Genomic DNA, 14,792 nt, shown 5'->3' with positions numbered 1-14,792 from the left:
TCTTGTTGTTGGAGTTGAACCCTTGGTCCGACGATAGTCGCGCTGCCTGAGCTTGCGGACAATGGCAAAAGCGCTCATCAGGCATGATCGGTTTGGTCACTGTGGCGTCAGCGCCCAGAGCATTCAGCCAAGCCCTCGCTCCCTGCCCTTCAGCATTTGCCGGGTCATCTCACGGATCATCTCGAGTTCCTCGACGTCCCGCTGCCCCCCCAGCGCCTCGATCTCCAGGGCAAGGTCCTCGGCCGAAAGCTGGTCAGCCCTGGCCTGCAGCGCCACCAACCGCGCCTGATGGGCCGTTTCGACGCCGTCGAAGACCGCAGCATGGCGCTCGAGCATATAGCGTCGCCAGAACGCACGCTGGCTCAGGCTTTCACCCAAGGCTTCGATCGACTCCGCGGCCCTCACCGCCACCAACGCATCCTGAAGCTGGCTATCTGTCACCTCGGCCGCCGAGGCATAGGCCATGAACCGCGAAGTGAAAGGCAGGCTCAGGCGTTCCCGCAGGCTCACGCGGTAGTACAGGCGCACCGCAAGCTGGTCGACACTGTCACGGGCCTCGACCCGGCGACGGATGTCGGCACGGGCGAACAGGTCCAGCCGGTCCAGGCGAAACAGCCCCTGACCGAGCGTGATCAGCTCAATGCCCCGCTCATGCAAGGTGTTGGCATCGGCACGGGCAATCGCTACATAGCGCTGCAAGTCACTGAAACGGTCACTGACCGCATTCAGGCAGGTCAGGTTCTCATCGGCCAGCGCGTACAGCCGGTTGCGCAGGTCAGCGTCGGCGCTGATGGCATCGAGCACCGACCACACCCGCGTCGACAGCACCTCGGGCACCTGGGCGTAGTCCTGGGTGAGCGTCAGCCAACCCAGCAACTGGAAGAACCCGTCACTGTCGGGCATCGCCTGCAGCGTGTTCCACTGGAACAGCCGCGCGTTGTGCAACTCCGCATCGACCCTGTCCAACCACGCGGCGCGCACGGTGTCGACATTCTGCCGGGCCATTCGCTCGGGAAGGTGCAGGTGCTCCTGGATCGTGTCCAGGCCATAGAGCCCTTGCAGCTCACTGTTCGACAAAGGATTGCCGTCGACCATGAAGCCGCGGCGAAAAACATTCGGCATCTGCAGGACGGCCGCTGGCACAACACGAATCTGGTTGTCGCGCAGGTCGGCGCGCTCGAGAAACCCGCACTGCTCCAGACCGTCCGGCCAGGCGCCCAATCGACAATGGCGCACACTGACCTCGCGCAGTTGCGGCAAGTGATTGAAGCGCAGGACCAACGCCCCCAGCGGATTGTTGCTCAGGTCCAACTGGCTCAAATGTGGCAGGCCGGTCAACGCCTGGATACCCGCCTCATCGAGACGAATGGCGTTGCTTGCCAGGCGCAGGCGACGCAGCTCAACCAGACAGGCGATACCTCGCGGCACCGCCAGCAGATGATTGCCCCCCAGGTCCAGCTCGCGCAGGGCACTGAAGCAACGCAGGAAATCGGACGGTATATGGTTGAGCGAGGTGTCGCTGATCACCAGCGTGGTAACGTTGTCGAACGTAGTGGATTGGGCGAAAGCGGGCAAGGTCTGCAATTGTGCGCCACTGAGCACCAGGGTCTGCTGCCCTTCCTGAAGGCGCCAGGCCTGGCGCATGCGCTCGGCAGCCTGGGCGCGAGCGGCGTGGCTGCTGCCGCCAAGCCCGGCGCTGAGCCACCCCGTGAGTGCACTCTCCAGCCGTTCGTAATCATGCTCAAGCTCGGCCAGTCGCCGGTACACAGACCCGGACGCCTGCTGCATCTGGCTCAGCCGCGCCTCGAGTTGGGCGGGCAAGAGATCCGGGTAGATCGCTCGTAGACGATCCAGCAGCGCCTGCCAGGACGAGCCGGGCTGCCCACGCCCACTGAGCGGATACCCGACACGCCCATCGGCCATGCGCCGTGCGGGGTTGAACCACGGTTTCCCCAGGGTCCAGCCCAGCAGTTGCACACGCTCACTGCGTGTGCCCGGCAGTTGTGCACGCAACGCCGTGCGCAACAGCAAATCTGCATTTGCACCTGCCAGTCCCAGTTCGGTCCGCACCTCGACCGACAGCGCGTCGATCAGCGCCTGTCCCAGGGACATCGCAGGTTCACCCTGCTTCCGTACGTCATGGTCATAGCGTTGGAACTGGCAGTCCTTGTGCACCAATGTGACCTGGGAGGCAGCGTCGGCAACCGGTCCGATAGCCTTGACCACCCGCCCATCAAGGGCTCCTTCGCGCAGCACCAGGCGTAACGCCTGTGGCCACCCGGGTAGCCGTGCCGCCAGCGCCAGGATCAGCTCGGCGCCCTCGTCGCTGTATACATTGTCCAGGTACAGCGATTCGCAAGCGCGGTTCAGGCGGGCCAGCTGCAACAGGCCGCGGGCGTCGTTCGCCACATCCAACGGCACACGTGATTCAGCCAGGGCGATCTTGCGCAGATGGCTCGACACCCTGGCAGTTGCCTGCTGGGCATAGCGGGCAGGCAACCCGGGAAAGTCGCGCTGCAACAGCGTACACAGCGGGTCTGCAGGCAGGTTCTCGGCCACCAGATACCGGAACAGATCGTGGCGCAGCGCGGATGCCTGCGCCAGCAAGGTCGTGCGCAGCGTGGCCTTGTCCGCCTTGCGCGAACCTGGCAACGCCAGGCACCACGCCTCGATGCGCGCATCGTCCGCGGGTGCCTGATCCGCGGCCAGCGCCGTGAAGAATGCCGAGACCTGCCGGTCCGCGTCGAAGCGTCGCAACGTTTCACGCAGATTGGCCGGAAGCTCACGGTTGTCCACCAGCAAGCCACGCAGTTCTTCGACGCTCATGTCCGCCATGTCGAGAACGGCCATGGCCTCGGTGCGGGTCAACAGCGGCTCCTGGGGCCACAGGCTCTGCAGCATCCGTGCCTCGTCCGACCACTCCAGCGGTCGCTCCAGGTGCAGCCGCCAGCCACGCTCGCCAAGGGTTTCCAGTGCCGGCCCATAGGCAGCCACACGCAGCGGATGACGCACGCGCCAGCCACCTTCAGCCGAGGGTTGGTGCACTGCGAAGAAACGTTTGCCAACCCGCAGCCAGCGCGTGTCGGCACTGCTATACAGCCCATCATCCTGCAGGCGCGGCTGTTGCGGCTCGGCAACATAAGGGGCCAGCGAGTTTGACCACAGACGCATGCCGACGCCCGGCACAGCGACAGGTTCCAGGCCATCGACATGACTGGCGCGGGTGAACCCGCGCGCAACCACCGCTGCGCCTCCCGCCACCGCAGCCGTGACAGCAACGGTCTCGGCCACCCCGAACAGATGCTCAAGGGCTTCGTGTTGATGACCACGGGTCCAGTCCAACACCCCTTCGAACACCTGCGAAAGGGTCTGCACCACCAACTGGCCAAACAGCATCGCCCCGATCGCTGGAATGAACAGCCCCGCCAGATTGGCCAGGCCAAGCCCGACCGACTGCCACGCCTGCAGGCGTGACTGGGTCGCAGCATGATCAGCATCAGCAGTCGGCACCAACAGGTAACGCGCGTCGGACTTCACCCGTCGGACCTGCTGTGCCACCAGTTCCGCGAACAGCTCGCCCTGCGCTGTACTGCCTTCGATCTGCAAGTCCGGGCTGGCATCGGCCAAGCGTTTGCCCAGTGTCTGCAGGAACGCCGGGCGCTGCTCGAGCGCAATCAGGCCACTGAAGAACACCAGGTAGGTCTTGTCCCCAAGCGCAGTGATCAGGGCGGCACACAAGTCTTCCCACGAGTCGTAGCGACGCAGGGCATGCTGTGGGTCGCTGGGCAGGTACAGGATGATGCCCTTGCTCACACCGGCAGCGTCGCGCAGAGCGATAGTCAAGCCATCGACGATACGGTATCCCAACACCGTCAGCATGCCGGGATAGCCTCGCAGCAGCGTCTCGTGCTGCTCGGGTCGACCTTGGGCGATATCCTGCAGGGCGACCTGCTCAAGCGCCGATATCTCCCCCTTGAGCGCTGCAATCTCGATCACAAGGCTCAAGCTCGAGCGCTTGTCCTCGGCCAGCAGCGCGCAGTTCGACGCACTGAAAACCTTTTCCAACTGCGCCTGGTAAAGGCTGCCGACGTTTTTCTTGCGACAGTCGCGTGCCAGATCGCTTGCCGGGCCTGACAGCACAGCATCGGCCCCCGGATGCACAAGCCCGCTGCCCTCGAGTACGGCGTCATCGGCGTGGAAGTTCTGCATCAGTCGCAACAACCCTGGCTGGCGCTTGTAATCCGGTCGATAGAACGGCCAATGCACGCCCGGAACCAGGCCAAACTCGCGCCTGACATCCAGCCATTGCAACTGATCGAGCGTACTGCCCTTCGGCAACCGGCCGCCGAGCAAGGCCGTGAACTGCTCGAGTGCGAAGGTGTGCAGCGGGATCAGGTCGAGCGTTGCCGCACGTACCTTGTCCTGGCTGGCCCGGCTGCTCTTGAAGCGGTCCCGCAGGCGGTTGATCTGGGCCGGCGAGGCGCGCTTGAGCCAGTCGGGCAACCCGGTGCGGATAAAGTCATCGACTGCCTCGGCAACGCTGGGTTTGCCGACGGTCGGGGGAGAAACAGATGTCATGGGATAGGCTCCTTTCGCAAACTTCGCCATGCACTATCGCCGGCCCCCTCGAGCCACGGCAGGAGGAATGAACTCCAACCATGGCCTGCAACCGAGCGATCTAGCGACCCGCGCCCAAAGCATCGCGGGTCAAGCGCAACGCCAATGCCTGCAACTCGGCTTCACGCGACTGCTTCAACGATTTGGCCTCGGCCAGGTACTCCAGGTCGGTCAGCCCGTCCCTGCGGTCGTCGAGTGCCGACATCTGATCGTCCGAGGGTTCTTCGATGGCCGCGAACTGTGCAGGCTCGGTTGTTCGCAAGTAATCGAGCCAGAAGTCGCGTTCGCTGATGAATTGGGCCAGCTCGTCACTGGCCTCGGCTTCACGTACCCGTGCCGCCGCGGCATCGAGATTCGCGCGGGTCACGCCGGCAATCGTCTCGAACTGCAGGCTCCGAGCCTGACCGGGAAGGTCCAGGTCGCGGGCCAACCCCACCCGATAGGCCAGACTCACCTCGACCTCGTCGACCCCGGCCCCATCCGCGACTCGCTGCATCATGTCGGCACGGGCGTACTGCTCGACCCTGTCGAGACGAAACAGCCTGCGCCCCAGCATCAGTCGGGTACTTTGCGCTTGCGCTGCGGGCACATCGCGCAAACCGCTGGCAACGAACGCCCGGACCTGCAGGGCGCTGAAGCAGGAAGCCACGCTGTCGACGCAAGTGGTAGGGTTTGCTGCAAGGTTGAAGATGTCTTCACGCAGTTGCGTATCGCCCTGTATCGCGTCCAGCAGCGTCCAGACACGCTGTTCGAGGTTGGTTCGGGCCAAGCGGAAGTCGCTGCTCTGCACCAAACGCCCGAGCAACGCGAACAGTTCCTCACTGCCGTCCTCCTCGAGCAGCCGGTCCCACTGTGCCGCGCGACGCTCACGCTCGGTATCCTCGAAGTGTTCAAGCCAGAGCGTGCGAGCATCCAGAGCCGACGCCCCGGCCTGGCTCTGTGCTCCCAATAGAAGTTGGGAGTAATCGTCGGGCAAGGGGTTGCCTTCAAGCCGCAAAGCCTGGCGCAGCACAGTGGGCGCTTGCAGCACGCCATCGGGGAGTGCGCTGATTTCGTTGTCACGCAAATCGGCACTCTCCAGCAATTCGGCCTGCTCCAGCCCCGCCGGGAACACCGTCAGCTGGGTCGCACGCAGATCAAGCTCGTGAAGCCGCTGCAAGGAGCGCAGCGACAGGGCGAACGACCCTAGCGGATTACGGCTGAGGTCCAGGACGCGCAGATGCCGCAGCCCCCCCAGCGCCCCGTACGCCGACGCCCCCAACCGCAAGTTGTTGCGTGACAGGTTGAGAATGCGCAAGCTGCTCAAACGCTCCAACTCCCCCGGCAGACTGGAGAGTGAATTGTTAGCGAGGTTGAGGCTGCGCAGTCGGCCAAAATACCTGAGAAACCCTGCAGGCAATGAAGAGAGTCGCAGGTTGACCAGGTCCAACTCCTGGACATGCCGGAAATTGGTATTCACGGGTAAGGTCGGCAGCTCACCGACCGGTACTCCAACCAGACTCAAACGCATGCCTGCATCGCCCCCGTGGTGTACGACCGGGCCTTCTGTACGCCAGATCCGCAGCAGCTCATCGGCTACCACCTGTCGTGCCGCCCTCGCCGGGGCCAGCCCCGGAACTTGAATCCAGGTTCGCAAGGCTCGGTCCAAGCGTCGAAACTCCAGCTCCTCGCCAAGCAGGGTTGCGAATGCGGAACCCTGGCCCTCGAGCAGCTCGGCATAGGTTTCAACCTGCTGGTCGCTGAAGCCCGGATACAGTGCCCGTATACGGGTGCGCAAGGTTCGCGCCGCCGGCGAGCCAGCGCTGCCGCGACCACTGAGCGGATAACCAAAACGACCATCCGGCATACGTCTGCCAGGACGAAACCTGGGACGAATAGCCGTCATTCCCAACAGGGTCGCCACCTCGTCATGCGAGGCAGGCAACCAGCCGAGCAGATCGGTGCGCATGACTGTGGTCCCGGTCTCGCCAGACCACCCCAGGCGCTCGAGGTGCTCGCCGGGCAGGAAAGCCAGGAGGCTGGCAAACAGATCGCTGGGCGGCTCAGGTGCCCCGTCCGCGTCGATGCCATCCTGGTAGACACGCAGCGCCCCCTCTTTCCAGACCAGCGTCCCCAGTTCACCCGTCGCAGCGGAGGGAAACAGGCGACTGGTCAAGCGGCCGAAGGCGCTGCCCTCACGCACCTCGAAGTTGATCTGCATAGGCCACCCTGCATGGCGACGCAGCAGGCCAAACACCAGCTCAGGCAAATCATCGCTGTAGCTGTTGCCGAGCACCAGTGCCTCGATCGCCCGGGCAATACGTGCCGACTGCAAGGCTTCACGCGCCTGCTCGGCGAGAGCCAGCGGAATGCGCTTGCGGCTGTTCATCTGCTCGACGAGCGCGGCATTTTCCTGAGACAGCAGATCGAGCGCATAGGCCTCGGGCAATCCGGGAAAGTCACGTCGGATCAGGCTCAGGTCTGCACCGTCCGGCAACGCTGGCGTAGACAGGTGCGTCATCAGCGCCTGACGCAGCCGCGGCGCATCGTCGATCATCTGTCCAGCATGTTTCTCGACGTCCAGCGCCGGATCCGCCAATTGCTCCAGGCAGTAGTCGAACAACGACGCGTCCGCGCCGTGTGCGACATCTTGCTCGAGCGCATTGAAGAACGTATCGATGCGTGCACTGGCCGTGAAGCGCAGCAACGTATCGCGAAGCACAGCGGGCAGAGGGCGCCGCTCCACGGCGAACCCTCGCAAAGCGGCCTCGTCGATACCGCAGATCCGCAGAACCTGCGCGGTCTTCAGGTCATCGAGCTCCACTGCCCAAGGCCACAAGTGCGTCAGCAGGGTGCGCGCCCCCTGCCACTCTCTTGGTCGTTGCCAAGCGAGGTGCCAGGCGCCTTTGCCATTACCGAACAGCGAAGGTGCAAAACCCGCATGACCATCGATACGGCGCAGTTGCCACTCACCGAGCGTGTCGGGCTGATGCACTGAATGGAAGTATCCCTCCTGCTGCCACCAGTGATTCACCCCATCGCTGTACAGACCGTTCTCGCCCAGCACCGCCCCGGCGGGTAACGTCTGCACTCGAAAAGGAGACAGATCTTCATGCCACAGGCGGTGGGTGCCCGCCTGGGTAGACACCGGCACCAGCTCATCGACGAAAGCGCTGCGGCTGAAGGTCCGCGCGACGTAATGCCCCGCACCCGCCAGCGCGGCATTGACCGCCACGCTTTCGACCACCCCGAACAGGTGCTCCAGTGCCTCATGCTGGTGACCGCGTGTCCAGTCATCGACACCTTCGAACACCTCCTCGAGCACTTGCACCACCAGTGCGCCGATCAACACCGCATTGAGCGCCGGAACCAACAACCCCGCCAACTGCACAAAGGTTTCACCCACGCGCTCCAGGGCTCGGAGCTTGGCCCATTTGCGATCGTCATTGACGTGCTGGGTCGGAACCGCAAGATAGCGCGCATCGCTGCGCAGCCTGTTCACCTGCGCGTCGGCCAGGGCGACGAAGACATTGCCTGTCAGTAGCTCGCCCTTGGGCTCCAGGTCGGGTTTGGCATCTTTCAGACGGACACTCAGGCGTTGCTGACAACTCGCCCGATCCTTGAGGGCCATGCGTTCGATGAGCTTCGCCTGGGTCGTGGGGCTCTGCAGGCGCGTCACCAGTGCATCCTGCAATGCACGCCAAGAGTCGAATCGGCATAGCGGCTGGTCTGGCAGGTACAGCAACACAGCCTCGACGCGCAAGCTCGCCGGCACCACCCGTGGCGGCCAGACGTTGCCCAATTCGACGGTCAAGGCTCCCTCCAGCGGGTAGCCGAGCAATGCCAATTGCCGCACCTTGACGATGTCGTAGCTGACGTGAAAAACGGGCTTGCCGGCACTGACCAAGCGCAGTAGATCCAGGTCGGCTCGCACCAATGATTTTTTCAACGCGGCAATTTCGATGGCGAGGTCGAAGCGCTGGCGCTTGTCTTCGACCAACAGCGCAAGGGTGGACGGGTCGAACACCTCCGTCAGGTGGGCCTGATAGCGTTTGCCGATGTCCAAGCGGTTGCAAGCCTGAGCCACTCCCTTGGCGTCAGCGAACAACAGCGGGACATTGCGGTCGTCGGACTGCTTGGCGACGAACCCACTGCCCTCGCCAAACTCGGCATCGTCGGGAAAATTCTGCAACAAGTGGTAGAGGGCCGGGTGATGAGACTGGTAGGTATCGAACGCCTGGTTTACCGGCAACGAAAACTTGGTCCAACGCTCACGCCACAACACCGACAGCAGGTCGATCTTCAGGCCCAAATCGCGCTCCAGTGCCTGCTGCAGCAATGGCAGGGCAAACGCTTGCAGAGGCACCAGGCGCTGCAAGGCTGTTGCCAGGCCTTGCTCGGTTCGACGATGGGCGGCGAAACCCTCTCGCAGAGCCGTGATCCGCGCCGGCGGCGCCTTGCTTAGCCATTCGGGCAGGTTTTCGCCGATGAACTCATCGACAGGGTCTGCTTTGGGTGCCGCCAGAGGGGTGGTCATCGAAGGTGTCCTCATGTTGGGAACCTCCACCTTGGTGCAGGCGACACCCGGTATTCAGCCGGAATCCTTGCCTTGTACCTGCGTGCCCTCCAATACGAAGGCTCGATACCCGCCAGGATTGCAGCCAAACCATTTACGAAACGCGCGATAGAACGAACTGGCGTCGGCAAACCCCAGGCGTTCGGCAATATCGCTCATCGCCAGCAAGCCCTCGCTCAGCCAGTCGATCGCCAGCTGTCGGCGTACGCTATCCTTGAGCCCCTGATAAGTCTGCCCTTCCTCTGCCAAACGACGGCGTAAGGTCGATAACGACAGGCACAAGTCGCGGGCCATGCGTTCGGCGTCGGGCCACTGGCCGGGGTCGAGCTGGCCCAGGATGCGACGCACGCGCCGGGCGAGGCTTTCAGGGTCACGGTATTTGACCAGGATGTTGCCCGGAGCCTCGGCGAGAAACTTCTGCAATTCCTCGGGCGTGCGCCTGAGGGGCAGGTCAAGGCAATCGGCGGCAATGATCATGCGCGTGCGCGGGCGCTCGAACTGCAGGTTCTCGGAAAACATCACCCGATAGTCGTCGCAGAACGGCGGCTCGGCACAGCGCAGGTCGATGGCGAGGATGGGGATGCGGCGGCCCGCCAGCCAGCAGGCGACGCCATGGACGATCATCCAGAACGTGAAATAGGTGAAGGCACGCCGGGGCTCATCGCGCGGTTCGTTGATCGCGATCTCGGCCAGGCTCTGCTGGCGCACCAACCCCGGCTGCAGGTCTTCGAGCATCAACGAGAGAAACCCCAAGGCAGTCTCCAGCCCGGCGCCGAGCGTGGGCTGCGCCATGCTTGCCCGACAGAGGAAGGCCAGGCTGCCGCTGCGCAGGCCACGCGGGTCCATGGCGAAGAACTCATCGTTGCAGCGCCGCGCCAGCAGGCGCCACAGGCGCGCATAGGCGTCGGCACCGACCCGAGCATGAGGCTGGTCGAGTTGCTGCGGGTCGATGCCAGCACGCGCCAGCAACACAGGATCACCCCTGCCCTGCGGGCAGGTCTGCAAGAGTGCTTCGCGCACCAGTTGCATGGAGATGGTGTCTTTCTCGGTCATCAGTTGTCCCGGGCTCGCCCAGCGGCCATCTTAGGCCGCCAGGCGAAAAACGCCAGTCCCGCGCGCCACTCAGTTTGCCAGCCGGGCCAGAGCCTCGCGGGTCAGGCGCTTGGCCTCGCCGATCACGACCTGCTCACGCTCGCTCGCAAGCTTGCTGACATTCGTCAGGTACGTCTGGTCGTCCATGGTACTTCGCTGGGCATCCAGCGCTTCCATGCGCTCCCAGAACGGCGTCTCGAGCGCGTCGAAGCTATCGCTATGTTGCTGGCGCAGATAGCGGGACCAGAAGTCCCGTTCACTGATGTAGGTGATCAGCGCCTCGCCTGCCTCGGACTCCTGGACCGCCGCACGTGCAGCAGCCAGATCGCTCTCTGACACTCCAGCGACCGTTTCGAACTGCATACTGCTCGGCTGTCCCGGCAGATCCAACGCACTCGCCAGGCCAACCCGGTAGGCAAGGCTGACCTCCACCTCATCAACATCGCGCCCATCGTTGCGGCGGCGCTGCATATCTTCGCGGGCATAGGCCTCGACGCGGTCCAGACGAAACAGGCGGCGAGCCAGACTCAACAATTGCGCCTCGCCAACGTTGGTCATATCACTCACGGCCGTGGAGGACAGTGCAAGCACTTCCAAGGCCCCGAACGAGGAAATGACGCTGTCGACGCAGGAGCGCGGCAGGCTTGCCAATTCGAACAACTCCCTTCGTAGCGCTGTGTTCTGCTCCAGCGCATCGAACACCGACCAGACCCTCTCCTGCAGATTCGAGCGCGCCACGCGAAAATCACTGGTACGCGCCAAATCGTGCAGCAACTGGAAAAAATCGCCGCTGCCCGGCTCGTCGCTCAATCTGTCCCACTGTATGGCCCGAGACACACGCTCAGGCCCCAAGAGTCCATCCTGCCAGACCTGCATCGAGCCAGGCTCGCCCTCCAGGCTCGCATCGCTTTCAGAGGGGGTCTGGATTCCCAACCAACGCTGCTGGTAGTCCAGCGGCAATGGATTGCCATGCAAGGCAAGCCCACGACGCAACGAAATACGAGAGTCGCCCAGCCCTTGTGGCAAGGTATCGATCAAGTTGTCGCGTAGATCGACATAGTCTAACGAGACCCCCAGGCCCAGCGATTCGGGGATCTCAGTCAACGAGGTGTCGCGCAAGCCAAGCTGACGCAGGCGCGGCAGGCCTGCCAGGCCGAGAGAGAACGTCGACAACGGGTTGTTGCCAAGGTCCAGGACGCGCAACTGCTGCAGGCCGGCCAGCGTCGTGTAGTCATCCGCATTGAGTTGCAAGCGGTTGCCGGCCATGGTCAGTTCACGCAGTTGTCCCAGATGCGCAAGCCCGCTCGGCAAGGTCGTCAGGTTGTTGTTGTCCAGGTTCAAGGTCAATAGCTCGCCAAACGGTCGGAGGAACTCGGCAGGCACCGTCTGCAACTGCATGTTCACCAGCGTCATTTCGGTTATATGGAGAAAACCCGTCTGTGTCGCCAGCGCAGGGAGCTCCCGCACGCCGAGGCCGGTCAGCACCAGCGCCATACCTGGCTGGCCATCTGCACGGTTGCGAGCCACCACACCCTGCCTGCGCCAACAACGACGCAGTTCATCGGCAACGACGCGACGAATTGGCCTTTGCACCGCACTGCTCGCTGCCTCGGACCAGATATTCAGTGTCTGGTCGAGCTGGCGAAAGCTTTCCTCCTCACGCAGCAAAGCACTGAACGTCGAACCGGGCTGACGCTCCAGCGAGCTCAAGTGAGCCATGAGCTGTTGGGCATCGAAGCCTGGGTACAAGCTGCGCAAACGGTCCTGTAGCGTGCGCTCGACAAGACGGCTGGCATCGCCCCGGCCACTGAGCAGATAACCGAAGCGCCCCCCTGACACGCGCCGCGGCGCTGTGAAACGGGGCTTCGTGGTGCTGATACCCATCATCGCCAGCAGGTGGCCGCGGCCTTCTGGCAGGCGGGCCTGCAGATCGGCGCGCATCTTGGCGATGGCCTCGCTGCCGGTCCAGCCCAAGCGCTCGCATTCGGTTTTGGGAAGGAAGTGCAGCAAGGTCTCCAGCAGGCCGCCAGGCGCCGGCTGCCCGTCGGTGAACAGACGACGGCCACCCTCGTACACCTGCATCTGGCCAAGGTGGTGGACCAGAACCTTAGGCGGGTAGGCAGGGTCGAGGGTGTGCATGCGACTGAGCACATGCCCGCTCAGCGAGTCGCGGCGCACTTCGAAATTGGTCCGCGACGGCCATGTCGTGACACGTCGCAATAACGCGAACACCAGATCCGGCAAGTGGTCGGAATAGGCATTCTTCAGATACAGGCCCTGCAGCATTCGGCAAACACGCGACGTTACCAGCGCTTGTCGCGCCTGCTCGGACAATGCCAGCGGCAAGGCGAGCTTCAACGCCATGTGTTGCCGCTGGTCGACGCTTGCCTGCTGCACGATGTCGTGGGCATAGACATCGGGCAACCGCGGGAAATCCTTGGTCACGATCACCATCAAGGCGTCGCGCTGCAGATAATCGCCAGAAAGCTTGTCCATCACCCAGGCACGCAACTCGTGCTCCCGGTCCAGAATGGACTGCCGACGACGTGCAGCCACTCGGTCCTCGGCAGGCAGCTGATCGATACACGCCTGCATCAGCGCTTCGTCACCTGCCGGCTGATTCTTGTGCAGGGCCGCGAAGAAGGTGTCTATACGTTTATCCAGCACATAGCGCTCGAGGGTATCGCGTAGCGCCACCGGGAGCCGCTGCTGCTGCGCGACACGCTCGTACAAGCCGTCCTCGTCGATGTCGGCGATGGTCAGGACCTGTGAACACTGTTGTGCATCCAACTCCGAGGCTTGAGGCCACAGGTGCTCCAGCAGCACCCGCGCGCCCTGCCATTGCTGCGGCTTTTGCCAGGCAAGCCGCCAGCCACACTCGCCATTCCACTGCAGGCCAGGGTTGAACCTGCGGTTGCCGGCACGGTGCACCATATGCCACTGCGCGCGCTGAGGATCGTTGCGCACTTCATAATCGTGGTTCTGATACCGCCACCACGCACGGTCACCATGGCGATACAGACCGTCGTGACCGCACTTGGTGTTCGCCGGTTTGTCTGTACTGCGATAGGGCTCCAGATCCTGTACCCAAAGACGCCCACCGGCGCTGGTTTGAACAGGCACCATCGCTTCAACGAAGGCGCTGCGCTTGAAACCCTGTGCCACTGCCTTACCGCCAGCGACGAGGACGGCGTTGACCGCCACCGTCTCGGCGACCCCGAGCAAGTGCTCGAGCGCTTCGTGCTGATGCCCCCGATGCCAATCCGTGACGCCCTCATAGGTCTCCGTCAGGGTTTCGACCACCATCTGCGCCAGCAGCAATTCGTTGAGTCCAGGCACGAAGAAGCTGGCCATTTGCAGCAAGCTGCTACCCACCGACTCCAAGGTATCCAAGCGCGACCGCTTGTTGTTTTCATCTGCAGTAGCGTTCGATACCAGCAGGTACGCCGAATCGGCCCGTAACTGTGCGATATGCAATGAGGTCAGGTCGTTGAACAACCCATTGCTCAGGGCATGGCCTGTCACTTCGAGGTCGGGCTTGGGATCTTTCAGACGTTTGCGCAACAAGGTCAGGAAGGAGGCACGATCCTTCATCTGAAGGCTGTACAGTATCTGTGTCAGGCCCTGTGGGTCTGCCAGCAATTGTTGGCAGTAGGTATTGAGGTCGCCCCACGAGGCGAACCGCTGCAGGGGCCGATGGGCCAAGTACAGAATGATGCCAACGGTGCGCGTAGCATCGGCAGGCAAACTGCCCGGCGGGGTGCCTAGCAACTCGAACGTCACGCCCGTGGCCAAGCTGCAACCCAGTATCCGCAAGCGTTTCACACTTACTGAAGCGCTGTCGGGATGGGAAGGTGACACACCAGCCAGCACCTGGCGCAGCATGGCCACGTCTGCGGCGCTCAACTGTTTCTTGACGACGGCAAGCGCCACTGCAAGCGCCAACCGTTGGCGCTTTTCTTCGCGCAGTTCCAGGCTGAGCGCACCATCCACGACCTTGTCGAGGAGTGCCTGGTAGTGTTTGCCAACGTCTACGCTGCGGCAAATACCTGACAGGATCTTGCTGTCGATCAACAATGGCGCCGTGTCAAGGGGCTGACCCGGCGCGGCGTGGATCAGTCCGCTGTGGCCATCGAAGGATTGATTCTCGACGAAATTCTGCATCAGGTGATCAAGCGCCGGTTCGAAGCTGTGGTGAACGATCAGTTCCTCACCGCCCAGAAGGCTGTAGTTCTGCCAGCGCTCCCGCCACAGCGCATGGTCCAGATCTAGCGTCTTTCCGGTACTCTCCCTGATTGCATCCTGCAGCAACGTCTTGGCGAATGTATGGGGTGGCTGCACATCGGCAAAGGACTGGACCAGCAACTCTTCGCTGGCCCGGTGCTCTGCGTAGGCTGCGCGCAGCGCAGTGATCTCCTCCACAGACGCCTTGCTTAGCCAATCAGGAAGGTTTTCCGCGATGAATTCGTCGAGCATATCGACGCTCTGTTCAGCAGCAGGCATGGGCATGACTCCTTGGGTAAAGGCC

Annotated in this window: 4 protein-coding genes; all 4 read right to left on the bottom strand. The window is 63.0% G+C overall.

The annotated features are described in order from the left end of the window. Positions 1-123 precede the first annotated feature (123 nt). Entirely contained in the window at positions 124-4,578 is a 4,455-nt protein-coding gene (locus tag HU748_RS08495) for an NEL-type E3 ubiquitin ligase domain-containing protein (RefSeq protein ID WP_186720056.1), read from the bottom strand. Between the two features lie 100 nt (positions 4,579-4,678). Next, positions 4,679-9,133, bottom strand: coding sequence for an NEL-type E3 ubiquitin ligase domain-containing protein (locus tag HU748_RS08490; RefSeq protein ID WP_186720055.1), 4,455 nt, complete (start codon positions 9,131-9,133; stop codon positions 4,679-4,681). 54 nt (positions 9,134-9,187) lie between these two features. Beyond that, complete coding sequence (locus HU748_RS08485) at positions 9,188-10,225, bottom strand: AraC family transcriptional regulator (RefSeq protein WP_186720054.1); 1,038 nt, start codon at positions 10,223-10,225, stop codon at positions 9,188-9,190. Positions 10,226-10,294: 69 nt separating this feature from the next. After that, the gene (locus HU748_RS08480; RefSeq protein WP_186720053.1) at positions 10,295-14,767 is read right to left on the bottom strand and encodes an NEL-type E3 ubiquitin ligase domain-containing protein; all 4,473 of its coding nucleotides are present in this window, start codon (positions 14,765-14,767) and stop codon (positions 10,295-10,297) included. Positions 14,768-14,792 lie beyond the last annotated feature (25 nt).

It is taken from the genome of Pseudomonas sp. RW3S2 (genome assembly GCF_014268955.1).
In the GTDB taxonomy this organism is placed as follows: Bacteria; Pseudomonadota; Gammaproteobacteria; order Pseudomonadales; family Pseudomonadaceae; genus Aquipseudomonas; species Aquipseudomonas wayambapalatensis.
The sequence above is the reverse complement of the archived record's forward strand: the minus strand, read 5'-3'. Positions and strand labels throughout refer to the sequence as shown.